The 24009-nt window shown below is 72.9% G+C and carries 19 protein-coding genes; 11 read left to right on the forward strand and 8 right to left on the reverse strand.

What is annotated here, in order from left to right:
- The first annotated feature begins 3 nt into the window (after window positions 1–3).
- Window positions 4–738, forward strand: coding sequence for an alpha/beta fold hydrolase (locus ACXJKA_RS14970; protein ID WP_456826007.1), 735 nt, complete (start codon window positions 4–6; stop codon window positions 736–738).
- A 50-nt stretch (window positions 739–788) separates the two neighbouring features.
- On the opposite strand, the gene ACXJKA_RS14975 is transcribed toward ACXJKA_RS14970, so the two are convergent.
- The 4 genes from ACXJKA_RS14975 to ACXJKA_RS14990 form a co-directional block, all read right to left on the reverse strand.
- Window positions 789–3323 carry a hypothetical protein gene (locus ACXJKA_RS14975; RefSeq protein WP_456826008.1) on the reverse strand — a complete coding sequence of 845 codons (2535 nt, stop codon included), beginning with the start codon at window positions 3321–3323 and terminating at the stop codon, window positions 789–791.
- A 1-nt stretch (window position 3324) separates the two neighbouring features.
- Window positions 3325–3948 carry a hypothetical protein gene (locus tag ACXJKA_RS14980; protein WP_456826009.1) on the reverse strand — a complete coding sequence of 208 codons (624 nt, stop codon included), beginning with the start codon at window positions 3946–3948 and terminating at the stop codon, window positions 3325–3327.
- Between the two features lie 247 nt (window positions 3949–4195).
- Complete coding sequence (locus tag ACXJKA_RS14985) at window positions 4196–4771, reverse strand: NYN domain-containing protein (protein WP_456826010.1); 576 nt, start codon at window positions 4769–4771, stop codon at window positions 4196–4198.
- A gap of 69 nt (window positions 4772–4840) precedes the next feature.
- On the reverse strand, window positions 4841–6298 hold the full coding sequence (locus ACXJKA_RS14990; RefSeq protein ID WP_456826011.1) for an endo-1,4-beta-xylanase: 1458 nt from the start codon (window positions 6296–6298) through the stop codon (window positions 4841–4843).
- Window positions 6299–6486: 188 nt separating this feature from the next.
- Here ACXJKA_RS14990 and ACXJKA_RS14995 point away from each other — a divergent pair, with 188 nt between their 5' ends.
- Window positions 6487–6984: a MarR family winged helix-turn-helix transcriptional regulator gene (locus ACXJKA_RS14995; RefSeq protein WP_456826012.1), complete on the forward strand. Its 498-nt coding sequence runs from the start codon at window positions 6487–6489 to the stop codon at window positions 6982–6984.
- Here ACXJKA_RS14995 and ACXJKA_RS15000 read toward each other — a convergent pair.
- Window positions 6974–7834 carry a serine/threonine-protein kinase gene (locus tag ACXJKA_RS15000; protein WP_456826013.1) on the reverse strand — a complete coding sequence of 287 codons (861 nt, stop codon included), beginning with the start codon at window positions 7832–7834 and terminating at the stop codon, window positions 6974–6976. The genes ACXJKA_RS14995 and ACXJKA_RS15000 overlap by 11 nt on opposite strands.
- A 163-nt stretch (window positions 7835–7997) precedes the next feature.
- Between ACXJKA_RS15000 and ACXJKA_RS15005 the strand changes: the two genes are divergently transcribed.
- From ACXJKA_RS15005 to ACXJKA_RS15040, 8 genes are all read left to right on the forward strand, one after another.
- Window positions 7998–9026: a LacI family DNA-binding transcriptional regulator gene (locus tag ACXJKA_RS15005; RefSeq protein WP_456826014.1), complete on the forward strand. Its 1029-nt coding sequence runs from the start codon at window positions 7998–8000 to the stop codon at window positions 9024–9026.
- 272 nt (window positions 9027–9298) lie between these two features.
- Entirely contained in the window at window positions 9299–10942 is a 1644-nt protein-coding gene (locus tag ACXJKA_RS15010) for a glycoside hydrolase family 13 protein (protein ID WP_456826015.1), read from the forward strand.
- 99 nt (window positions 10943–11041) lie between these two features.
- Window positions 11042–12436, forward strand: coding sequence for an ABC transporter substrate-binding protein (locus ACXJKA_RS15015; protein ID WP_456826016.1), 1395 nt, complete (start codon window positions 11042–11044; stop codon window positions 12434–12436).
- A gap of 98 nt (window positions 12437–12534) precedes the next feature.
- Complete coding sequence (locus ACXJKA_RS15020; protein ID WP_456826017.1) at window positions 12535–13464, forward strand: carbohydrate ABC transporter permease; 930 nt, start codon at window positions 12535–12537, stop codon at window positions 13462–13464.
- Complete coding sequence (locus ACXJKA_RS15025) at window positions 13461–14429, forward strand: carbohydrate ABC transporter permease (protein ID WP_456826018.1); 969 nt, start codon at window positions 13461–13463, stop codon at window positions 14427–14429. Before ACXJKA_RS15020 ends, ACXJKA_RS15025 begins: the two co-directional genes overlap by 4 nt.
- A 149-nt stretch (window positions 14430–14578) precedes the next feature.
- On the forward strand, window positions 14579–15796 hold the full coding sequence (locus tag ACXJKA_RS15030; protein WP_456826019.1) for a ferrochelatase: 1218 nt from the start codon (window positions 14579–14581) through the stop codon (window positions 15794–15796).
- A 25-nt stretch (window positions 15797–15821) separates the two neighbouring features.
- Entirely contained in the window at window positions 15822–16514 is a 693-nt protein-coding gene (gene hemQ / locus ACXJKA_RS15035; RefSeq protein WP_456826020.1) for a hydrogen peroxide-dependent heme synthase, read from the forward strand.
- Between the two features lie 23 nt (window positions 16515–16537).
- On the forward strand, window positions 16538–16894 hold the full coding sequence (locus ACXJKA_RS15040; protein WP_456826021.1) for an META domain-containing protein: 357 nt from the start codon (window positions 16538–16540) through the stop codon (window positions 16892–16894).
- A 6-nt stretch (window positions 16895–16900) separates the two neighbouring features.
- On the opposite strand, the gene ACXJKA_RS15045 is transcribed toward ACXJKA_RS15040, so the two are convergent.
- Window positions 16901–17953, reverse strand: coding sequence for an MsnO8 family LLM class oxidoreductase (locus ACXJKA_RS15045; protein ID WP_456826022.1), 1053 nt, complete (start codon window positions 17951–17953; stop codon window positions 16901–16903).
- A gap of 58 nt (window positions 17954–18011) precedes the next feature.
- A complete protein-coding gene (locus tag ACXJKA_RS15050; protein WP_456826023.1) occupies window positions 18012–19283 on the reverse strand; it encodes a Glu/Leu/Phe/Val family dehydrogenase in 1272 nt (423 codons plus the stop codon).
- Window positions 19284–19536: 253 nt separating this feature from the next.
- Between ACXJKA_RS15050 and ACXJKA_RS15055 the strand changes: the two genes are divergently transcribed.
- A complete protein-coding gene (locus tag ACXJKA_RS15055) occupies window positions 19537–22824 on the forward strand; it encodes a proline dehydrogenase family protein (RefSeq protein WP_456826024.1) in 3288 nt (1095 codons plus the stop codon).
- A 121-nt stretch (window positions 22825–22945) separates the two neighbouring features.
- Here the strand turns inward: ACXJKA_RS15055 and ACXJKA_RS15060 are convergent, their stop codons facing one another.
- Complete coding sequence (locus ACXJKA_RS15060) at window positions 22946–23986, reverse strand: LacI family DNA-binding transcriptional regulator (protein ID WP_456826025.1); 1041 nt, start codon at window positions 23984–23986, stop codon at window positions 22946–22948.
- Between the last annotated feature and the right edge of the window lie 23 nt (window positions 23987–24009).

The raw sequence follows: 24009 nt of genomic DNA on the forward strand, positions 1-24009 counted from the left end.
AGGGTGCCCTCCGCGGTCCGTCTCCGCCCGTCTGCCGGGGTCCTCGCCCTGGTCCTGACGCTGTGCGCGTGCGGCGACGGCGCGGGGGAATCGACGCCGACCCCGTCGTCGGTCGCCACGGTCCGCCCCGCCGACGCGCCCCTGTGCCTGCCCGACGGCGCCTCGGCGGTGAACGTGGGACCCGAGGGCGACCCGACCCTCGTGGGTGTCGCCGGGTCCGGCGCCCGCGGCGTCGTGCTGGCACCGCAGAGCGACGGCGACGTGTGCCAGTGGGCCCGGCAGCTCGAGCGGCTGGTCGACGAGGGGTACCTCGTCGCGACGTTCACCTGGTCGAGCGACGGCGAGCGGTCCTTCCGGGACGCGGTCGACGTGCTGGACGCGCAGGGGGCGACGGACGTCGCGTTCGTCGGCGCGTCCAAGGGCGGCATGTACGCCGCCGCGCTCGCCGACGACCTCGACCCGGTCACCGTCGTCGCGCTCGGACCGCCCGCGCAGTACGACGGTCACGACGCGCGTGCGGCCGGCAGCCGCTACACCGGCCCGCTGCTCGTGATCGCCTCGGCCGACGACCGGAACGTCACGGCGCTGTCGTCGAAGCTCGTGTCGCGGCCCGACGACCCGAGCACGTTCGTCGAGCTGACGGGCGACGCGCACGGCGTCGCTCTCTTCGCCGGCGAGCACCGCGCCCAGGTCGAGCAGGCGATCGACGACGCGCTCGCCGCGGGGTTCGGCGGCTAGACAGCCCGAAGGCGTGCGACCCGGGAGGGGCCGCACGCCTTCGGTGACGTTCAGACGAAGCGCCGCCGTGCCAGCGTCGCGACGCCGACGCCGGCGGCGAACAGGACGAGCGCCGCGATGAACCGCCCGAGCGAGCTGACCCCGGAACCGTCGACCCCGGCGATGTCGATCGAGTAGGCCGTCGCGCCGACCGCGCCCGCGGGTGCGCCGTACGCCATGCCCTCGGTCGACGCCCGCTCGGCGCCCGCGCTGAGCACCGCGTACTTCACGCCGAAGTCCTCGGCGGTGGCCTGCCCGCTGACCACGACCTGCGAGGTGCCCTCGTCGGACAGCTGCTGCGTGCCGTCGACGAGTTGCGGTGCACCCTCCGCCGCCGTGCCGAGGCCGTCCGACAGCTGCGTGGACCCGTCGGCGGCGTCGACGAGACCCTCGGCGAGTGCCTGCGAACCCGCGGCGGCGACAGCGAGCCCCTTGGCCAGGTCCGAGGAGCCCGACGCCGCACCCTGGAGGCCCTCGGCCAGGACCGTGGAACCGTCGGCCGCGTCGTGGACGCCCGCGGCGAGCGCCGACGAGCCGGCGGCCGCGGTGGTCAGGCCGGCGGACAGGCTTCCCGCGCCCCCGTTGAGCCTCGTCGCGCCGGCGCTGAGCTGCCCGAGGCCGGTGCCGAGGGCGCCGCCGCCCGCGCTGAGCTCCTTCACGCCGGCCTGCAGCGAGTGGATGCCGCCCCGCGCGGTGAGGTCGGCCTTGGTGTCGTCGTCGTCGCCGATCCCGGCCTTGACCGAACCGAGCCCGGTGATCAGCGCGTCCACACCGTCCTCGAGAGAACCGAGCGACTCGAGCACGCCGGGGACGAGCTTGCCGCCGTTGGCGTCGAGGCACACCTGGGGTGCTCCGCTGACGCCGCACTCGGCGGCCTGGAGGCCCGCTGCCGCCGCGCTGAGCTGTGCGGCGAGAAGAGCGTTCCCCGACGCGATCGACTCGGCCTTCAGGTCGGAGAGCGAGTCGACCTCGGCGCTGAGCTTGGCCAGGGTGGCGACGAACGTGTCCAGGTCGGTGCCCGTCAGCCCGCCCTTGAGACCGTCGAGCGTCGCGATGTCGGCGTCGAGCAGACCGCCGAGGCCCACGGCCTTCGCCGACAGCGTCGAGGCGCCGGTCGACGCGGACGAGGCGCCGAGGCGGATCGTGTCGAGCGTGGACACCAGGGTCTTGGGCGTCGACGTGTCGCCGATCTTCGCGCGGAGCTGCCCGAGCCCGGCCTTCAGCGCCGGAGCCTTCTGCGACATGAGGTCGACACCGCCGTAGATCTTGACCAGGCCGGCCTCGACGTTGGCCAGCCCGCCGTCGACGGTCGTGAGGCCGGTGATCAGCGCCGGAGCCTTCTTCACCGCGTCGGCGAGCCCGCTGTCGAGCTGGGCGGCGCCGAGGGCCAGGGCTGCCGCGCCGGGCGCGGCGTCCCGGTTGAGACCGGCCGCGAGCTGGTCGGCGCCGGGTGCGAGCTTGCCGTTCAAGCCGGCGGCAAGCTGCGACGACCCGGGGGCCGCCTTCCCGTTGAGGCCGGCCGCGAGCTGCGCCGCGCCGGGCGCGGCCTCGTCGGTCAGGCCGTCGGCGAGCTCCGCCGCGCCGGGTGCCGCGTCGTCGTTGAGCCCGGCGGACAGGGTCGCGGCGCCGTCGCGCAGCTGGAGCAGGCCGGCCAGCAGCTGGGCCGCGCCGTCGTGCAGCTGCAGGACCGAGTCGTCGATCTGCAGGGCACCGCCCGTCAGGTCGACGCCCTTCTGCGCACCGGACTTGTAGCTCGCGGCGCCGCCCTTGAACGACGGGTAGTCCAGCGGGGAGACCGGCATGGACGTGAGGTTGGCCTTCGGCACGACCCCGTGGCTCACCGTCGCGGTGTAGCCGAACTCCGCGGTGGCGGAGCCGATGGGCGGGAACAGCGTCATCTGGAACTGCATCCGCGTCCCGCCGTGCCCGTCGCCGGCCATGCCGGCCTCGTCGGACTGCACGTCGGTGAACGTGGCCGGCAGGACGGTGACCAGCTGGCCGATCATCGGGATGACGGTCTGGGCCGACGTGGTGGCCTGCGCGCCGGTGCCGTCGTCGTAGGTCACGTCCTGCGTCCTGCCGGTCGTGTTCGTGACCTTGTAGTGGACGCCGAGGGTGCCGCTCTTGCCGACGACGGCTCCCGGCTGCACCGGCTTGCCGTCCAGCGTGTAGGTGACCTCGACACGCAGGGGCAGGTCCTTGTCGTACGTGCTCACCGAGCGCTCCCGGCGCTCGCCGTCGACGCTGAGGGTGCTCACCAGGTTGCCGTCGACCACGGTGTAGCCGCCGAAGCCGTCGAGGTTGCGCAGCCCCTTGGTCGAGACGGGGTTGGTGACGGTCGTCGTGCCGTGGCCGCTCAGGGCGAGCTGGTCGTAGACGCGCGCCTCCTGGAACGCGCCCGTGGCCGACAGGCGGGCCTGGACGGTCTCGGTGTTGGTCACGGCCACGTCGCCGGAGTCCGCCGCGAGCGCGGGGGAGCCGGCGGCGCACACGAGCAGGGGGATCAGGACGACGGCCGCGGCCGCCGTGGTGGTCGTGCGGCGCACGTCAGGCCTCCTGGGGGTCGAGAGGACGGGTGGCGGGCACGCCACGCGCGGTCTCGGCGAAGCTCGCCGCGCCCTGGTAGAGGGCGGCGGGCTGCTCGGCCTCGGCGAAGAACGAGTCCTGCTCGTTGCGCTCCTCCTCGCGGTCTTGCGCGACGACGACGCCGAGCAGCGACGTGGCCAGGAACCCCGCGCCGGCGGCGAGCAGGATCGACGTCGCGGTGGTGGCCGAGGAGGTGACGAACGCGGTGGGGTCGGCGGCGTAGGTCGCCTCGTAGGCGCCGGCCATCGCGGCCGCGCCGAGGAGCGTCGACCAGAGGGAAAGCCGGCCGCGCGTCAGCCCGGCGACGGCGAGGCAGAGGCCCAGGACGACCAGCACCGCGACCGCGCGGCCGGCGGCGGCGTCGGGCAGGGCGGCTGCACGCAGCGCGTAGCCGAGCCACGCGGCGGCGAACCCGACGGCGAACCCGCCGGCGCGCTGGGCGGGGGAGCGGTCGGGCACGAGCCCGAGGGCCCCGCCGAGCGCGGCGCCGAGCAGGGCGACGCCCTGGAGCTCGGGGCCGGAGAACAGCACGATCGCCGTCGTGAGGAGTGCGAGGACGAGCCCCGCCAGGATGTGACGCTTCATGACCACCTCGTCGTGGTGACCGCCGGGAGGAGGGGACCGCCCGGTCGGTGCTGCCGATAGATGGCCGCCCGAGGAGCCGCTGACCTGCACCGTCGCCGTTGACGGCGCAGCTCGGCGGACTTCTCGGGCGGAACCAGGCGACTGTCTACCAGCGCACAAAGCATCTGAGCCACGCGGTACTAGGTAAAACCTGACCGGTAGCAGGTAGATCGTTATGGCGCCGTGACCTGGGCCTGGCGTCGGGCCGTCAGAGGTAGCGCAGCGGGTCGAACTCGTCGAGCGGGATGATCCGCAGTCGGGGCAGCTGCACGTTGAACGCGGCGACGTCGCCCTCGAGGTCGAACGTCTCCAGCCCGTGGGCCACGAGTGCCGACAGCTGGGTGCTGGTGAACTCCCGGAACGCGAGGAGGCCGACGCGGCGGTCCTCGTCGTCGACGAGCGCCTCGAGCTCGGGAGCGAAGTCGCCGTCGTGGCTGGCCAGGAGCACGTCGCCGCCGCGGCCGGAGATGGCCTCGAGCGTGCGCTTGATGCCGATGTCGACGACCTTCTCGTACGACTCGCCCGACAGCGGGATCGGCTGGAACCCGATGGCCAGCAGGGCCTGCACGAACGACATGGGCAGCGAGCCGTTGGAGGCGTTGAGGAAGAACAGCGCCTTCACGGGCTGGTTCCACGTCTGCTGTGCGAACGTCAGCACGCGCTCCCAGCGGGGCCGCTGCTCCGGGGTGGGTCGCCCGCCGAGGATCGAGGACCCGAGGGTCGCGTCGATGTTCTCGCCGTCCACCAGGAGGTAGGTGGTGCGCGGTGCCGCCTCGGTCGTCATCGCGCCAGCGTATCCGCAGGTGGCGCGAGCCGGCCCGGGTCCCGTGCGGGGGTCCCGGGCCGGATCGGGTCAGGCCGTCGTGCAGGTCGTGCCGTTCAGGGCGAACGAGCCCGGCGCCGCGTTGGTGCCGTTGTGCGAGCCGTTGAACCCGATCTGCACGCTCCCGCCGGCCGGGATCGCGCCGTTCCAGGCGGCGTTCGTGAGGGTCACGGCCGAGCCGGACTGCGAGGCGACGGAGCTCCACGCCTGCGTGATCGCCTGCCCGGACGGGAACGTGAACCTCAGAGACCAGCCGTTGATCGGGCCCGAGGAGGTGTTCTTCACGGTGACGTTGGCGGTGAAGCCGGTGTTCCACTGGTTGACGGCGTAGGTGACCTGGCAACCGGCGCTCGGCGGGGTGGTGGGGGTCACCGGGGGCGTCGTCGGGGTGACCGGCGGGGTGGTTGGCGTGACCGGCGGCGTCGTCGTCACGGGCGGGACCTGGCCGAAGGCCGAGGCGATCGCGTCGTAGGCCGGCTTCGTGGCGTACCCGTCGTCCCAGACCAGCGCCGCGCCCTGGCCAGGGAACGTGCCGGGGACCCAGGAGTACTTGTCGGTGATGCCCCAGAGGGTCACGCCCTGGCAGCGGGTGACGCCGAGGCAGGCCTGGAACACCTTCTTGTAGTCGGCTGCCTGGGTGGCCAGCTTGGTGGCGTCGGCCGGGGTCGCCATGCGGATGTCGAGCTCGGTGATCCGGACGTCGACGCCGAGGTCCGCGAAGCGCTGGAGGTTGGCCTTCAGGTCCGAGGGCACCTGCCCGATGATCAGGTGGGCCTGGAACCCGACGCAGTCGATCGGGACGCCGCGGGCCTTGAAGTCCTTGACCAGGTTGTAGATCGCGGTGCTCTTCGCGTTGATGCCGTCGGTGTTGTAGTCGTTGATGCAGAGCTTGGCGGCCGGGTCCGCCGCCCGGGCGGTCCTGAACGCCGTCTCGATGTAGCCGTCACCGAGCTTCTGCTGGAACGGCGACGACGCGCGGCGCGAGCCGTTGTCGTCGAACGCCTCGTTGACCACGTCCCACGCGACGACCTTCCCCTGGAAGTGGGTCGCGACGTTGGTGATGTGGTTGGTCATGGCGGACTGCAGGGCCGTGCCGGACAGGTTGGTGACCCAGCCGGGCAGCTGGGAGTGCCAGACGAGCGTGTGGCCGTAGAGCTTCTTGCCGCTGGTCGCGGCGTAGGCGGCCACCTGGTCGCCGGCGCCGTAGCTGAACGAGTTCTGGGACGGCTCGGTGGCGTCCCACTTCATGGCGTTCTCGGGGACGACGAGCGTGAACTCGCTGTCGGCGACGGACTTGTAGCCCGACTCGGAGAGCTTGTCGGGTGCGAGCGCGAAGCCGATGTCCTTGCCGGCCGCGGTGGCCAGGTCCTTGAGGGTCGATGCCGCCTGGGCGGGGATCGCGACGGCGGCGCCGACGGCGATGGTCGCAGCGAGGGCGACGGCCGCGGTGCGCAGTGCCGAGCGCCGGGTGGTGGGTACGACAGGCATGGGGGTCCTCCTCGTTGAGCCGGTGCCGGATCGCAGAGTGGTCGCCGCAGGCCCGGGGCCGCGAGGTGCCGAAGCGTTTCAGTCGTGCCGGAGCGGGTGTTTTCGATACCGCCGCGGAACAGGGGCGGTCGACAACGCGTTGAGATAGATACGTTTGCATGGACCGCGGGTGACCAGAGGGGCAGTCGATGGACGACGGAGCACGAGAGCTCCCCGGCGCACGCGAGGCCGCCGAGGCGTGGGAGTCGTTGTTCCGTGCCCAGGTCGCCCTCATGCGCAGGTTCCAGCGCGACGACGTCTGGGGCGAGCTGACCATCCGGGAGTACGACGTCCTCTTCACGCTCTCCGGCTGCCCGGACGGCACGGCGCGGCTCAAGGACCTCGGCGAGGGCAGCCTGCTCACGCAGCCCAGCCTGTCGCGGATGGTCGAGCGGCTCGAGGCCGCCGGGCTCGTGCAGCGAGGTCCGGTCCTCGGCGATGCCCGCGGCGTCGCCGTCAGCCTGACCGCCGAGGGGTCGCGCGTGCAGCGGGAGATCGGGCGGCGGCACGTGCGCTCGATCCGGCGGTTCGTCGGCGGGGCCCTGGACAGCGACGAGCTGGCGACGTTGCAGCGGCTCACCGACAAGCTGCGCGCGGCACAGGCCGGGATCCCGGACCCGTCGCCGGCCGCCGCCGTCAGACCCTGAGCGCCCGCAGCTCCGCGGCGACCACGGTCGGCACGGGACGCGCGGCGGGGTCCTCCGCGGTCATCGCGCGCAGCAGACGCGTCCAGTCCCGACCGACGTGCTCCGGGATGCGGACCGGCTCGAGCAGGCGGGCCAGGGCGCTGCTCAGCGGGTCACCCGGGTACGCGCGCTCGCCCGTGAGGCACTCGAGCAGGACGAGGCCCAGGGAGTAGACGTCGCTCGCCGGCCCCGCGGCGGCGCCCAGCGCCTGCTCGGGGCTCTGGTAGCCCGCCGTGCCCGACGTCCCGGGCTGGGTCGCGGCGGCGTGGACGGTGGTCACCGCGATGCCGAAGTCGGCGAGCACCACCGGGAGCCACGGCGCGTCCCGGTGGCCGCTCTCGGCGCGGTCCGTGGCGACGAGCACGTTGGAGGGCTTGACGTCGCGGTGCACGACGCCCGCGGCGTGGGCGTGGTCGAGCGCCAGGGCGAGCTGCCGTCCCACGTCGGCCACGTACCCCGGGGCCAGCGGCCCGTCCGCGATGGTGTCGCGCAAGGTCCGGCCGTCGACGAGCTCCATGACGAGGAACGCGACCGGGCCGACGTCCGGCAGCACGTCGGCGCCGACGTCCAGCAGCGCGACGAGGCTCGGGTGCGCGAGCGAGGACAGCACGCGCGCCTCGTGCGCGTAGCGGCGGATCTCGTCCGGCGAGGCCGAGCCGATGGCGAACAGCTTGAGCGCGACCGCGCGGTGGAGGCGCTCGTCCGTGGCGCGGAACACCTCGCCCGACCCGCCCCGCCCGAGCTGCTGCTCCAGGTGGTAGCGCCGACCGAGCGCGGGGCTCGCCGGCGAGTGGGACACGGGCAACGGCACGAGGGACCTGTCTGTGAGGTGAGGGGCAACCACGACGGTAGAAGTGCACCGCGGAGCGCGCACGTCGGCCGAGGTCGGACGGCGCCAAACGGGTGACGCGACCGGTAAAGCGTTTGCAGCGATATGCAAGCGACTTGCAGCCGAGCGACGTAGAGTGACGAGCATGTCACGGCGACTCGCAGAGGTAGCACGCAAGGTCGGCGTCTCCGAGGCGACCGTCAGCCGCGTGCTCAACGGTAAGCCCGGCGTCTCGGAGTCCACGCGGGAGGCCGTGCTCACGGCGCTCGACGTGCTCGGCTACGAGCGACCGACCAAGCTGCGCGGCGAGCGTGCCCGCTTGGTCGGGCTCGTCCTGCCCGAGCTGCAGAACCCGATCTTCCCCGCGTTCGCGGAGGTGGTCGGCGGGGCGCTCGCGCAGCAGGGCTTCACGCCCGTGCTGTGCACGCAGACCGCCGGCGGGGTATCCGAGGCGGACTACGTGGAGCTGCTGCTCGGGCAGCAGGTCTCGGGCATCGTCTTCGCCGGCGGCCACTACGCGCAGCGCGACGCGACGCACGGGCACTACGAGCGGCTCACGGGCCGCAACCTGCCGGTCGTCCTGATCAACGCCTCGATCGAGGAGCTCCCGTTCCCCCGGGTGTCGTGCGACGACGAGGTGGCGATCGAGCAGGCGGTGGGCCACCTGGCCTCGCTGGGCCACACGAAGATCGGCCTGGTCCTGGGCCCGATCGACCACGTGCCCTCCGAGCGCAAGCTCCGGGCCGCGCAGGCGATCACCCAGCGGCTGGGGCTCGAGCTCGGCGCCCACCAGGTGGTCCGCAGCGCCTACTCGCTGGAGAGCGGACAGGCGGCGGGCAACCGGCTTCTGCGAGAGGGGGTCACCGGCATCGTCTGCGCGAGCGACCCGCTGGCCCTCGGCGTGATCCGGGCCGCCCGGCGCGCGGGCCTGCGGGTTCCCGACGACATCTCGGTGGTCGGGTACGACGACTCCGCGTTCATGAGCTGCACCGAGCCGCCGCTGACCACCGTGCGTCAGCCCATCGAGCCGATGGGCCGGGCGGCGATCGACCTGCTGGTCAGCCAGATCCACGGGGGAGCGGTGCCCCAGGACGAGCTGCTGTTCGAGCCCGAGCTCGTCGTGCGCGGCTCGACCGGCCCGGCTCCCGCGCAACCGGTCGCGGTCGCGAGCTGAACCCGAGCACGGCGCGCTGGCCCCGTTCCGCCCGTCCGGGCGGGGCGGGGCCTTCGTCGTGAAGGGCGCTCATCGAGATTCGATGGCGTCTCGGTCACACTTCGATAACTGTCCTGTCAGTTTCTTGCGTGGTTCTCGTCGCGTCCTTTAGTGTCTGGAACGCGACATCGACGTCTCGTGGTGGTCCTCCGGGCCGCGGAGCTCGTCGCGGCCGCCGAGAGACCGGACAGCCGGCCCGTCGACGACGACGGCCCACGAGAGACGAGACCCGAGTGGCGCAGGCTCAGCCGCAGACCGACCCGCAGTGGTGGCGTGGCGCAGTGATCTACCAGGTCTACCCGCGCAGCTTCGCCGACGGGAACGGGGACGGCACCGGCGACCTGGCGGGCCTGCGGGCGCACCTGCCGTACCTGCGGGACCTCGGCGTCGACGCGATCTGGGTGACGCCCTGGTACGTGTCCCCGCTCGCGGACGGCGGGTACGACGTGGCCGACTACCGCGCCATCGACCCGGCGTTCGGCACGCTGGAGGAGGCCGAGCAGGTCATCGAGGAGGCGCTGGCCCTCGGGATCCGGACCATCATCGACGTCGTCCCCAACCACGTGTCCGACCAGCACGAGTGGTTCCAGGCGGCCCTGGCCGCCGGGCCCGGCTCGCCGGAGCGACAGCGGTTCTGGTTCCACCCCGGCAAGGGCGAGCAGGGCGAGCAGATCCCGACGCACTGGGTCTCCGACTTCCAGGGCAGCACGTGGACGCGCACGACGAACCCCGACGGCACTCCGGGCGAGTGGTACCTGCACCTCTTCGCGCCGCAGCAGCCCGACCTGAACTGGTCGCACCCGGAGGTCGTCGAGGAGTTCGAGTCGGTGCTCCGGTTCTGGTTCGACCGGGGCGTCGCCGGGATCCGCATCGACTCGGCCGCGCTGCTGGTCAAGGACGCCTCCCTGCCCGAGGTCCCGCCGCAGCCGGGACCGGGTGCGCACCCGCACGTCGACCGCGACGAGCTGCACGACGTCTACCGGGGCTGGCGCGCCGTGGCCGACTCGTACGAGGGCACGCGCGTTCTCGTCGGCGAGGTCTGGCTGCAGGACAAGGTGCGCTTCGCGCAGTACCTGCGTCCCGACGAGATGCACACCGCCTTCAACTTCGACTTCATGGCCCGTCCCTGGGACGCCAAGGAGATGCGGGAGTCGATCGACATCACGCTGGCCGCGCACGGCCCCGTCGGGGCACCGGCCACCTGGGTGCTCTCGAACCACGACGTGACGCGACCCGTGACACGGTACGGGCGCGACGACACGTCGTTCGCGTTCACGGCCAAGCGGTTCGGTACGCCGACCGACCTGACCGTCGGCCTGCGCCGGGCTCGCGCCGCCGCCCTGCTCACGGCGGCCCTGCCGGGCTCGCTGTACCTCTACCAGGGGGACGAGCTCGGGCTGCCTGAGGTCGAGGACCTCCCGCTCGACGTGCTCCAGGACCCGATGCACTTCCGGTCCGAGGGTGTCGACCCCGGCCGCGACGGCTGTCGCGTGCCGATGCCCTGGGCCGGCTCGTCGGCCCCCTACGGATTCAGCCCCGACGGCACCACCGCGCAGCCCTGGCTGCCGCAGCCGGCCGCTTGGGCGGACCTGACCGTCGCGGCGCAGGAGGCCGACCCCGCGTCGACCCTGCACCTCTACCGCGACCTGCTGGCGATCCGTCGGTCCGAGCCCGCCCTGGGCGACGGACCGATGACGTGGATCGACTCCGCCGACGACGTGCTCGCGTTCGCCCGTGGCGACCTCGTGTGCATCGTCAACCTGGGCGACGAACCCGCCGTCCTGCCCGCCCACACCGACGTCCTGCTCGCGAGCTCCCCGCTCGTCGCAGGTCTGCTGCCGCGCGACACCGCCGCGTGGCTGCGCACCCCCGCCTGACCCGACCGCACCATCCGCTAGACCCGCAGTGATCCCGACCGCAGAACACGATCGCGACCTGGCACTCTGTCAGGGGCGTTCCCTCACGAAGGAGTGACGATGAGGTCCTCACGCACCACCGCGCTCACCATGGCCGGTGTGCTCTCGATCGGCCTGCTGGCCGCGTGCAGCGACGACACGCCCTCGGGCGACTCGTCGTCCGCCGGCGGCGACCAGGTCACCATCACGGTCGCCGGCCTGCAGCCCGGCGCCGAGCAGACGGCTGTGGACGCGCTGAACGAGCGCGTCAAGCAGTTCGAGGAGAAGTACCCCGACATCAAGATCGAGACGCAGGAGTACAACTGGCTGGCGTCGACCTTTGCGGCCGACCTCGCCGGTGGCACCCTGCCCGACGTCTTCGAGGTGCCGGCCACGGACACCAAGGTGCTCATCCAGAACGGCCAGATCGCCGACATCGACGAGCAGGTCAAGGAGCTCTCGTACGCGAACGACTTCAACAAGGAGGTCCTCGCGGCGGGCCTCAGCGACGACGGCAAGGTCTACGCCGTCCCCGCCAAGTCGATCTACGCGGTCGCGCTGCACTACAACCGCAAGCTGTTCACGGACGCCGGGCTCGACCCCGACAAGCCGCCGACGACGTGGGACGAGGTCCGCGCCGACGCCAAGACCATCCACGACAAGACCGGCGTGCCGGGCTACGCCATGATGGCGCTCGACAACGCGGGTGGCTGGCAGCTGACGGCCGCGGCGTACTCGCGCGGCGGTCGCACCCAGGTGCTGGACGGCGACCAGTACAAGGCCACGCTGACGGACCCCGCCGTCAAGGAGTCGCTGGAGTTCCTCGGCGACCTGAAGACGGACGGCTCGCTGCTGGAGAACTCCCAGCTGGGCTGGGGCGACATCAACGAGGGCTTCGCGGCCGGCCAGTTCGCCATGTACACCTCGGGCTCCGACATCTACACCGCGCTGGTGCAGAACAACGGGGTCACCGCGGACAACCTGGACTACGGGCTGACCGCGCTCCCCAACGAGGGGGACGACTCGGGCACGCTCGGCGGTGGCACCTACGCCGCCGTCGCGCCGCAGGCGTCGGACGAGGAGAAGGACGCCGCCGTCAAGTGGATCGACTTCTGGTACCTGTCCAAGCTGGTCGACCAGGACCAGGCCGTGGCGGACGCCAAGATCCTCGCGGAGCAGACGCCCCCGCAGGCCGTGGGCACCCCGACGCTCCCGATCTTCAGCAAGGAGCAGTACGAGACGTCGCTCGGCTGGATCAAGGACTACGTCAACGTCCCGCTCGACCACATGACGGGCTACACCGACGTCATGTTCACCCAGCCGGTCATCCCTGAGGCCGCTCGCGCGACGCAGGAGACCTACGGACTGCTGTTCCCGATCGTGCAGGCCGTGATGACCGACCCCAGCGTCGACCTGGACCAGCTCCTCGCTGACGCTAACACGCAGTCGCAGGCCCTGATCGACCAGGCGGGCTGACGTCGTGGGGGTGCCCGGTCCGGGTCCGTCCCCGGACCGGGCACCCCGCCGTCTCCCGCTGGCACGTTCCTGACGATCTGTACCGAGAGAAGGACCGCATGACCACCGACACCGTCGTCGAGCGACCGACGAGGAGACGCTCTCCGGCCACCTGGGTCCGTGGCGGCGGGCTGAGCACCCTCGTGTTCGCGCTGCCGATGCTGGTGATCTTCGGGGTGTTCTCCTGGGCGCCCATCGTCAAGGCCGTCGTGATGAGCTTCCAGAAGACGAACCTCATCGTGACGTCGTGGGTCGGGCTCGAGAACTTCCAGCGGGTGTTCGCCGACCCCGTGCTGCCGATGGCCGTCCGCAACACCGCCTACTTCGCGCTGCTGGCGCTCCTCTTCGGCTACCCCGTGCCGCTCGTCGCCGCGGTCCTCATGAGCGAGGTGCGCCGCGCCAAGGGCCTCTACTCGGCCCTGGCCTACCTGCCCGTCGTCGTCCCGCCGGTGGTCGCCGTCCTGCTGTGGAAGTTCTTCTACGACCCGCGGCCCGAGGGCGTGTTCAACACGATCATCGGCTACGTCGGGATACCCCCCCAACCCTGGTTGCAGAGCGCGACGTCGGCCATGCCGTCCCTCGTGCTGGAGGCCACCTGGGCCGCGGCCGGCGGCACGGTGATCATCTACCTCGCCGCGCTGACCTCCGTGCCCACCGAGCTGTACGACGCCGCCGAGGTCGACGGCGCCTCGGTCTGGGGCAAGATCTGGCACGTCACGATGCCGCAGCTGCGCGGCGTCCTGCTCATCACCTTCATCCTGCAGATCATCGGGACGGCGCAGGTGTTCCTCGAGCCGTACCTGTTCACCGGCGGTGGTCCCGCGAACGCGACGATCTCCGTGCTCCTGCTGGTGTACCGGTACGCGTTCCAGAACAGCCTCGGCGGGAACTACGGCATGGCGACGGCGCTGTCGCTCATGCTCGCCGTGTTCCTCGCGGTGATGTCCCTGATCTACTTCCGCCTCACGCGCAGCTGGAGCACCTCGTGACGACGACCACCCCGTCCCTGCCGGAGGCGGTGCTCCCCGACGAGGTCCCGACCGGACCCGCCGAGGGCGTGAAGACGCCGCCTCCCGAGGAGGACCGCACCGCGGTCTCCACCTCCGACTGGCGGCGCCCCCGCGTGCGGCGCACCTGGAACACGATGCACGTGCTCCTGCTGATCCTGCTGATCGTCTGGTGCGTCGGGCCGCTCCTGCTGCTCGGCAAGTTCGCCATCACGCCGACGCAGGACATCCTGCGCACCCCGCTCGCGATCTTCCCGAACGGCGTCAAGTGGTCGAACCTCCACGAGGCGTGGTACGACATCAACATCAGCAAGTACTTCGTCAACACCGTCGTGCTGGCGGCGGGGTCGTGGGCCTCGCAGATGCTGGTCGCGACGACCGGCGGGTTCGTGCTCTCGGTGCTGCGGCCGCGGTGGGCCCGCTACGCCCAGGGTCTCGTCCTCGCGACCCTGTTCGTGCCGGCGGTCGTCCTCCTGGTGCCGCTCTACCTGATCATCCTGCACCCGCCCCTGATCGATCACTCGCTGGTCAACTCGTACTGGGCGGTGTGGCTCCCGGCAGGCGCCAGCGCGTTCAACGTCGTCCTGGTCGCCCGGTTCTTCGACAACCTGCCGCGCGAGATCTTCGAGGCCGCGCGGGTGGACGGCGCCGGGCCCTTCCGGCTCTTCTGGTCGATCGTGCTGCCCATGAGCAAGCCGATCCTCGGCGTGGTGTCCGTATTCGCGGTCATCGCGTCGTGGAAGGACTTCCTCTGGCCGCTGCTGGTCCTGCGCAACCCGGACCTGCAGCCGCTGTCCGTGCGCCTGCCGTCGCTGGAGGCGACCACCGACAAGGGGACGCTGATGGCCGCCTACGCGATCGCGACCGTCATCCCGATCCTCATGTTCCTGGTCTTCCAGCGCATGTTCCTGCGCGGAGCCGGGCTCGGAGGAGCCGTCAAGGGCTGAGCGTCCGCACTGTTCGCCCGTCCGACGCCCGGTGGTGCACGTCGCCGCCGGGCGTCGGTGCGCTTTCTGACACCGCGTCTCGACAATCTCACGGGCCGGTCGGGTCGCTCGCCACGGGGGCGCCGCGCGGCCGGTGCGATGATCGGACGGTGGCCCCTGACACCGCTGTGAGCACCCGTACGCCCTCGTCCGAAGCCAGCCCCGCCGCGCCGTACGACGCGCTGCTGCTCTTCTCCTTCGGCGGTCCGGACGGTCCCGACGACGTGCTGCCGTTCCTGCGCAACGTCACCGCCGGCAAGAACATCCCCGACGAGCGCCTCGCGGTCGTCGCCGAGCACTACCACCACTTCGGGGGCGCCAGCCCGATCAACGGGCAGAACCTCGCGCTGCAGAAGGCGCTCGCCGACGAGCTGGCCCGCCGGGGGATCGACCTGCCGGTGCTGTGGGGCAACCGCAACTGGGAGCCGTACACCCGCGACGCCCTGGCAGCGGCATACGCGGACGGCGCCCGGCGAATGGTCGCGCTGGTGACCAGCGCCTATTCGTCGTACTCCGGCTGCCGCCAGTACCGGGAGAACCTCTGGGCCTCGCTCGACGAGCTCGGCCTCGACGTGGGGCTCGGCGAGGGCGAGCACCCGCTGGTCGTCGACAAGGTGCGCTCCTACTTCAACCACCCCGGCTTCGTGCAGGCGAACGTCGACGCGGTGACCGAGGCGTTCGAGTCGTTGGGCCGCGACGCCCGCCTGGTGTTCGTCACGCACTCCATCCCGGACACGATGGAGGAGGCGTCGACGGTCAGCGGCGCGTCCTACAGCGCCCAGCACCTCGACGTCGCCGCGACGGTCGCCGCGGCGGTGCAGGAGCGGCTGGGTCGCCCGGTGACCTGGGACCTCACGTACTGCTCGCGCTCGGGGCCGCCGAGCCAGCCCTGGCTCGAGCCCGACGTCAACGACCACCTCGGCGCCCTCGCGGCCGACGGCGTGCAGGCGGTGGTGCTGTCGCCGATCGGGTTCATCTCCGACCACATGGAGGTCGCGTTCGACCTCGACACCGAGGCGCTGGCCACGGCGGCCGAGCTCGGGATCGCGGCGGTCCGCGCCGACACGGTCGGGACGCGTGAGCCGTTCGTCCGCGGGCTCGTCGACCTCGTGGTCGAGCGGGCCGCGCTGGCCCGCCACGACGACGCGTCCGGCGCGGCGCCCGTCACGGACGACGTCGCGGCCGACGCCGCCGCCCGGCCCGTGAACGAGGCGACGGTCGGCGACCTGCCGCCGTGGCGGTCCGTGTGCCGCCCGGGCTGCTGCCAGATGCGCGCCGGCCAGCCCACCGGCATCCCCGCCGCCTGCTCGACCGACCCCCGGTCCTGACCACCACACCCTTGGAGCACCCGCGATGACGCACGACGCCGAGACCCTCAATGCCACCGTCCGGTACACGATGTGGACCGTCTTCGCGCTCGAGGAGGTGCTGCCCGAGGACGACGACGAGCGCGCCGAGCTCATCGCCGCTGCGCAGGCGGCGGTCGCCGACGACGGGCTCGTGATCCGCGGCTGGTACGACGTCGCCGGGCTGCGCGCGGACGCCGACCTCATGGTGTGGTGGCACGCCGAGACGATCGAGGAGGTACAGGGCGCCTACCAGCGGCTGCGCGCCAGCGACCTCGGTCGCCACCTGCTGCCCGTGTGGTCGGTGGTGGGCCTGCACCGGCCCGCCGAGTTCAACCGGTCGCACGTCCCTGCGTTCCTCGCGGGTGAGCCGGCCGGCGACTACATGACCGTGTACCCGTTCGTCCGGTCGTACGACTGGTACGTGCTGCCCGAGGACGACCGGCGGCGCATGCTCGTCGAGCACGGCCAGGCCGCCCGCGGGTACGCCGACGTCCGCGCCAACACCGTCTCGGCGTTCGCGCTCGGCGACTACGAGTGGATCCTCGCGTTCGAGGCGCCGGAGCTGCACCGGATCGTCGACCTCATGCGCGACCTGCGCGCCACCGACGCCCGCCTGCACGTGCGCGAGGAGGTGCCGTTCTACACCGGCCCGCGCGTGACGCTCGAGACCTGGGCGGACCGCCAGCCCCGAGGCTGAGCCTGCGGTGACATCATCGAGGGATGGTCGATCTGGCGGGTACCTGGCGGTTCACGGCGCTCGAGGGTGCCGAGGTCGAGGGGCCGCGACGCGCGACGCCGTGGCTGACGTTCGACGGTGACGGTGTGGTGTTCGGCATGGCCGGCATCAACCGGGTGCGCGGCACCTGGGTGCTGGACGGGGACACGCTGACCTTCGGGCCGGTGGTCTCGACGCTCATGGCCGGTCCGCCGGACGCCATGGCCTGCGAGCAGCAGGTGTTCCGGCTGCTGGGCGAACCCGTCACGGTGACGACGCCCGACGACCAGACCCTCGCGCTGGCGGGCGCGGGGTCCGCCCGCCTGGTCAAGGACCCGACCGCGGGCGACCGGCCGGTCTGACCGCCGTCAGGCGGCGGCCGCGAGCCCGGGCCAGCGCTCGGCGACCTGCGTCAGGGTGTGCACGCGGGTGGCCACGTCGTAGGCGGTCCCGGTGATCATGAGCTCGTCGGCGCCGGTGCGCTCGACCAGTGCGGCGAGCTCCTCGACGGCCCGGTCGGCGGTCGTGGCGACCTGGGTGCCGGGGACCCGGGCGAAGAAGTCGGCGGCGGCGGCGGGATCGAGCGCGGCGAGCTCACGAGCGGCGGCCTCGGGGGACACGATCGGCCCGAGCGGCCGACCCGTGCGCAGCGAGAGGGCCATGACGCGGCTGGGACCGGACAGGTAGGCGGCCTCGTCGTCGGAGTCGGCCACCAGGACCGACGCGGAGACCATGAGGTGGGGCGCGTCGAGCACGGGCGACGGGCGGAAGGCGCGGCGGTACGCGGCAGCGGCCTCGAGGGTGTGCCCGGTGTTGAAGTGGTGCGCGTAGCTGAACGGGAGGCCCAGCGAACCGGCCAGCTCGGCGCTGAACGAGCTCGAGCCCAGCAGCCAGACCTGCGGCGTCGACGTCGCGGCCGGCGTGGCGGACAGCCGGGTCGCCCGCAGGGACGGCGGACGGCCCGGCAGCTGCTGGCCGAGCAGGGCGAGGACGTCGATCACCTCGGCCGGGAAGTCCTCGGCACCCAGGCCCTCGACGGTGCGTCGCAGGGCGGCCGCCGTCATGGGGTCGGCGCCGGGGGCGCGGCCGATGCCGAGGTCGATGCGACCCGGGTGCAGCGCCTCGAGCATCGCGAACTGCTCGGCCACCACGAGCGTCGGGTGGTTGGGCAGCATGACGCCGCCGGAGCCGACGCGGATGCGCCTCGTCGCGGCGGCGAGGTGGGCGAGCAGGACGCCGGGCGACGTGGAGGCGACCGCGGGCATCGCATGGTGCTCCGCGACCCAGAACCGTGCGTACCCCGCGGCGTCGGCGGCGCGGGCCAGGGTCCTCGTCGCGGCGAGCGCGTCGGCGGACGACTGTCCGACGGCGACGGGCGAGGTGTMGAGCACGGACAGGGGCACGGGGTTCGGACGAGTCACCTCGTCAGCAACACCCGCGCGCCCGTCCGTACTCCCCGTGCTCGGGATCAGGGGGAGATCAGGGGTAGAGGCCCCGGATCTGGTGCGCCTCGGCGACGCGGCGCACCCCGATGGTCAGGGCAGCGTCGCGCAGCGAGATGCCCTCCGCCCCGGCGAGTGCCGCGACCGCCCGGTGCGCCGACACCATGCGGTGCTCGAGGCGGTCCTCGATCTCCTGCTCGGTCCACCAGTAGGCCTGGTTGGCCTGCACCCACTCGAAGTACGACACGACGACGCCGCCGGCGTTGGCCAGGATGTCGGGCACGACGACGACGCCGCGCTCGGCGAGCACCCGGTCGCCCTCGTGCGTCGTCGGCCCGTTGGCGGCCTCGACCACCCAACGGGCCTTGACCCGTCCGGCGGCCTCGGCGTCGAGCACGCCCTCGACGGCCGCGGGGATGAGCACGTCGACGTCGAGCGCGAGGAGCTCCGTGTTGTCGATGGGGGAGCCGCCCTCGTAGCCGGTGACCGTCCCGGTGGCCTCCACGTGCCGCACCAACGCGACGATGTCGAGGCCGTCGCTGTTCATCACGCCGCCCTGCTCGTCGCTCACCGCGACCACGCGCGTACCGGCGTCGTGCAGGAACCGGGCGGCGTGCGACCCGACCTTGCCGAAGCCCTGCACCGCCGCGCTGACCTCGTCGAGCCGGACGCCGGCGTCGCCGAGCGCGGCCGCGGCCGAGTGCACGACGCCGCGCGAGGTGGCGGTCGCGCGTCCGAGCGAGCCGCCGACCGCCAGGGGCTTGCCGGTGGTCACGGCGGGGATGGTGTAGCCGAGGTTCACCGAGTACGTGTCCATGACCCACGCCATGGTCTGCTCGTTGGTGCCGATGTCCGGGGCCATGATGTCCCGCTCCGGGCCGATGATCGGCATGATCTCGCTGGTGTAGCGCCGCGTCACGCGCTCGAGCTCGGCCTGCGAGTACAGCCGGGGGTCGATGGTGACGCCGCCCTTGGCCCCGCCGTAGGGGACGTCGACGACGGCGCACTTCCAGGTCATCCACATGGCGAGCGCCCGTACCTCGTCGACGTCGACGGAGGACGAGTAGCGCAGCCCGCCCTTGCCCGGGCCGCGGGAGATGTTGTGCTGCACGCGGTACCCGGTGAAGAGCTCGATCTCGCCGTTGTCCCGACGCAGGGGGACAGCGACGTTCATCTCGCGCCGGGGTGTGGCGAGCATGCGGTGGAGCCCCTCGGGGTAGCCGAGGATCTCGACGGCCCCGGCGAGCTGTGCCTGGGCGGTGGCGAGGGGCGTGGTCTGCTGCGGGGTCTCCGCTGTGAGGTCCGTCACGTGCCCACCTTGTCACCGCGAGGCCCGCGCGCACGTCAGGCCCGAGGAGCGAGCCGGGCGTGTCCGAGGGGCGGGCAGGACGATGTGGCGCGAACAGGACGAACGAGCCTGCGACGGGCTTGACGACGGAGCCGCCGAGGCGCTCACCGACGCGTCGGCACGCAACCGGGCGACGGACGTCGCACGGACGTCGCGGACAGCAGAGACTGGCCTCGGGCCGAGACCCGGTCCACCCCCAGGACGAGGAGAACCCATGTCGACGACAGGCGACGTCACCGAGGACGCGGTCCGACTGGCCCGCAGCTGGCTCTCGGCGACGGCGGAGGGCCAGACAGCCACGGAGCGCCGGACCACCGGTCGGCTGGCGGCCCTCGTCGCCGACCCCGCCGGGCTCGAGCTTGCGGTGCGGTTCGTCGACCGGGTGGCGCGCCCGCAGGACGTGCGAGTGGCGGCACGGGAGCTCGCCGGTCTGACGTCGGGAGCGGCCGCCGGCTTCCTCGGCCCGCTCGACCGGGCGATGCTCGGCGTCGGTGCCCGCGTGGCGTCGGGGCTGCCGAACGTGGTCGTCCCCGCCGCCCGGCAGCGGCTCCGCAGCCTCGTGGGCCACCTCGTCGCCGACGACGGCCCGGGCCTGGCCAGGCACCTCGCCGCGACCCGGGCGGAGGGCTTCCGGCTCAACCTCAACCTGCTGGGCGAGGCGGTCCTCGGGGAGCGGGAGGCGACCGCCCGCCTGGCGCGCGTGCAGGCCCTGGTCGAGCGGCCCGACGTCGACTACGTCTCCGTCAAGGTGTCAGCCGTGGCGAGCCAGCTGTCCACGTGGGACACCGAAGGCAGCGTCGGCCGGGTGGTCGAGCGACTGCGGCCGCTCTACCTGACCGCGGCCCGGCGCGGCACGTTCCTCAACCTGGACATGGAGGAGTACCGCGACCTGACGCTGACGCTGCGGGTGTTCGAGCGGCTGGTGTCGGACCCCGCGCTCCTCGACGCGGAGGCGGGCATCGTCCTGCAGGCGTACCTGCCGGACGCGGCGGACGCGCTCGACGAGCTCACCGCCATCGCGCAGGAGCGCCGGGAGGCGGGCGGTGCGCGGCTCAAGGTCCGGCTGGTCAAGGGCGCCAACCTGGCGATGGAGCAGGTCGAGTCGGAGCTGCACGGCTGGCCGCAGGCGCCGTACGGCTCGAAGGCCGAGGTCGACGCCGCGTACCTGCGCCTGGTGGGCCGCGCGCTCGACCCGGAGCGGACGTCGGCGCTGCGCGTCGGCGTCGCGAGCCACAACCTCTTCCACGTCGCGGCCGCGCACCTGATCGCCCAGCAGCGCGGCGTCGCGGAGGCCCTCGACATCGAGATGCTGCAGGGCATGGCCCCCGCCCAGGCGCGCGCGGTCCGCGACGAGGTCGGCGCGGTCCTGCTCTACACGCCCGTGGTCGCGCGCGACGACTTCGACGTCGCCATCTCCTACCTGGTGCGCCGACTCGAGGAGAACTCGGCCAGCCAGAACTTCCTGCACGCGCTCTTCGCCCCGGGCGAGGCCATGGACGCGCAGGAGGAGGCGTTCCGCGTGGCCTTCCGCGACCGCGACGAACCGTCGACGGCCGCTCGCCGCGTCGCCCGACCGTTCGCCGACGCCCCGAGCACGGGCGGTTTCGCGAACACGCCCGACACCGACCCCGCGGTCGGCGTGGCCCGCGCGTGGGCGCGGGGGGTCGTGGACCGCGACGTGCCGACGCCGGCCGGGGCGATCGAGGTCACGACGACCGACGAGGTCGACGCCGTGGTCGCACGAGCCGCAGCCGCCCTGCCCGCCTGGGCCGCGACGCCGCCGGCGGAGCGCGCCCGCGCCCTGCACGCCGTCGCGGTCGCGCTCGAGGACGCGCGGGCCGACCTGGTCTCCACGATGGTCCACGAGGCCGGCAAGACCGTCGCCGAGGCCGACCCCGAGGTGAGCGAGGCCGTCGACTTCGCGCGCTACTACGCCGACCGCGCCGCCGACCTCGCCGACGGCGTCGTGCCCGGCGCCGTGCACAGGCCGGACGGCCTCACGGTGGTCACGCCGCCGTGGAACTTCCCGGTGGCCATCCCGGTCGGGTCGGTGCTCGCCTCGCTGGCGGCCGGGAGCCCGGTGCTGGTCAAGCCGGCCCCGCAGACGCCGCGCTGCGGGCAGGCTGCGATGGCGGCGATCCAGCGCGGGCTCGACGCGGCCGGGGCACCCGCCGGGATCCTCACCGTCGTGCTCAGCCCCGAGGGGGACGTCGGGCGGCGCCTGATCACGCACCCCGACGTCGCTCGGGTCGTGCTCACCGGGTCGATCGAGACCGCCAGGCTGTTCGCCGGGTGGCGCTCCGACCTGGACGTCCTCGCCGAGACGTCCGGCAAGAACGCGCTGGTCATCACCCCGTCGGCGGACGTGGACCTGGCCGTCGCCGACCTGGTCCGCAGCGCGTTCGGGCACGCGGGCCAGAAGTGCTCCGCAGCGTCGCTCGCGATCCTCGTCGGCTCCGCGGGGCGGTCGGACCGGCTGCGCCGCCAGCTCGCGGACGCCGTCTCGTCGCTGCGTGTCGGGCCGGCGGCCGACCTGGGCACCGCGGTCGGGCCCCTCACCGAGACGGCGTCGGGCAAGCTGCTGCGCGCGCTGACGACCCTCGACGCGGGGGAGGCGTGGCTGGTGCAGCCGCGGCAGCTCGACGACGAGGGCCGGCTGTGGAGCCCCGGCGTGAAGTACGGCGTCGCCCCTGGTTCGTGGTTCCACACCACGGAGTGCTTCGGACCCGTGCTCGGCATCATGCGCGTGGAGACCCTCGACGAGGCCATCGACCTGCAGAACGCCGTCGCGTTCGGCCTCACGGGCGGTCTGCACTCCCTCGACGAGGCCGAGATCGACCACTGGCTGGAGCGCGTCGAGGTGGGCAACGCCTACGTCAACCGGCACATCACCGGGGCGATCGTGCGGCGGCAGCCGTTCGGCGGTTGGAAGGCGTCCGCCGTGGGCCCCGGCGCCAAGGCCGGGGGACCGCACTACGTCGCGCAGATCGGCCGGTGGCAGGACTCGCCCGAGGTCCCGCAGGACGACGCCGGCTGGCTCGCGTGGGCCGCGCGGGACGACGCGCGCGTGTGGGCCGACGACCTCGCCGTCGAGCACGACCCGTCCGGCCTGCGCGTCGAGGCGAACATCCTGCGCTACCGACCCGTCCCCGGCCTCGTGCTGCGGGTGGGGTCGGACGCCCGCGACCGGGACGTCGCGCGCGTGCGGCACGCCGCGTCGACGGCCGGGGTCCCGGTGACGGTGAGCGACGCCGCCGCGCAGTCGCACGCGGACTTTGCGGACCGGGTCCGCGCGGGCGTYGTCACCGGGCGGGTGCGGGTGATCGGGTCGGCGCCCGGGCTGCGCGAGGCGGCGGCCACCCGCGTCGGCGAGGTCACCGTGCTCGACGGGCCGGTGCTGGCCAGCGGTGCCCGGGAGCTGCTCACCGTCGTCCGGGAGCAGGCCGTGAGCCGCACGCTGCACCGCTTCGGCCACGTGCCGCCGGGGGCCAGCGGCGCCTGATCGGGGGTCGGTCGCGCGCCCGCACCGGTGACAGCGCCGCGGCCGACCCGCGTGCCCGGACGCGCGAGGGCCCGGTGGGATCACCCACCGGGGGCCCTCGCGACCGTTCGGGTCGCTCCCGCTACGCCGAGGCCCTGATGACCAGCTCGGGCGCGAAGATCAGCGGCGGCGACGGGGGCGCGCCGTTGAGCTGGTCGAGCAGCCGTGCGCCGGCGGCGCGCGCCATCGCGACGACGGGCTGGATGACGCTGGTCAGGGGAGGGGTGGTCGACGCCGCGACACCCAGGTTGTCGTACCCGACGACGGCGACGTCCCCGGGGACCTCCTTGCCGTGCTCCGCCAGCACGGTCAGCGCGCCCGCGGCCATGAGGTCGGAGGCGATGAAGATCGCGTCGATGTCGGGATGCTTCGCCAGCAGCTCACGCGCCGCGATCGTGCCCGAGGCCATCGTGAAGTCGCCGTGCACGACCGCGTCGTCGGCCATCCCGGCCGTGTGCATGGCGTTCCGCCACCCCGTGAGGCGGTCGATGCCGGCGGACATGTCGGCCGGACCGGCGATGGTGCCGATGCGTCGGCACCCTCGGTCGATGAGGTGCTGGGTGGCCAGGCGGCCGCCCTCGACGTTGTCGGTGTCGACGTACTGGACGTCGCGCTCGTCGGCGGACAGCGGCCGGCCGACGAAGACGTTGGGCACGTGCGAGATCTGCAGCGCCCGGTCCAGCTCGTCGTTGGCGTGGTGGGACACCACGATCGCCCCGTCGACGTGGCCGTTGCGCAGGTAGCGCACCGTGCGCTCGCTCTCGCCGGGACGGGCGATCACGAGGACCACCTGCATGTCGGAGTCGGCGAGCGAGGTGCTCAGGCCGTTGAGCGTGCCCGCGAAGAACGGGTCCGAGAGCACGCGCTCGTCCGGCTCCGGGACGACCAGCGCGATGGAGTCGGTGCGCTTGGTGACGAGCGAGCGCGCGGCGCGGTTCGGTGTGTAGCCGAGGTCGGCGACCGCGGCCTCGACCGAGGCGAGGGCCTCGGGAGACACGCGCAGACCGCCGTTGATGGCGCGAGAGGCTGTCGAGCGTGAGACACCTGCACGCTCGGCGACCTGCTCGAGCGTCGGCGCGGGGGGCCGCGCGGGGTCCACGTGGACCGGGATGTTGTCGACCACCGTTGGTCTTCCCTCCTGTGGCT

The organism is Cellulomonas sp. P5_E12 (genome assembly GCF_054049315.1).

Excerpts from the sequence above, each read along its gene's own strand:
- ACXJKA_RS14980 (WP_456826009.1), bottom strand. The coding sequence starts at position 3,948 with ATGAAGCGTCACATCCTGGCGGGGCTCGTCCTCGCACTCCTCACGACG.
- ACXJKA_RS14985 (WP_456826010.1), bottom strand. The coding sequence starts at position 4,771 with ATGACGACCGAGGCGGCACCGCGCACCACCTACCTCCTGGTGGACGGC.
- ACXJKA_RS14990 (WP_456826011.1), bottom strand. The coding sequence starts at position 6,298 with ATGCCTGTCGTACCCACCACCCGGCGCTCGGCACTGCGCACCGCGGCC.
- ACXJKA_RS14995 (WP_456826012.1), top strand. The coding sequence starts at position 6,487 with ATGGACGACGGAGCACGAGAGCTCCCCGGCGCACGCGAGGCCGCCGAG.
- ACXJKA_RS15005 (WP_456826014.1), top strand. The coding sequence starts at position 7,998 with ATGTCACGGCGACTCGCAGAGGTAGCACGCAAGGTCGGCGTCTCCGAG.
- ACXJKA_RS15015 (WP_456826016.1), top strand. The coding sequence starts at position 11,042 with ATGAGGTCCTCACGCACCACCGCGCTCACCATGGCCGGTGTGCTCTCG.
- ACXJKA_RS15020 (WP_456826017.1), top strand. The coding sequence starts at position 12,535 with ATGACCACCGACACCGTCGTCGAGCGACCGACGAGGAGACGCTCTCCG.
- hemQ (WP_456826020.1), top strand. The coding sequence starts at position 15,822 with ATGACGCACGACGCCGAGACCCTCAATGCCACCGTCCGGTACACGATG.
- ACXJKA_RS15040 (WP_456826021.1), top strand. The coding sequence starts at position 16,538 with ATGGTCGATCTGGCGGGTACCTGGCGGTTCACGGCGCTCGAGGGTGCC.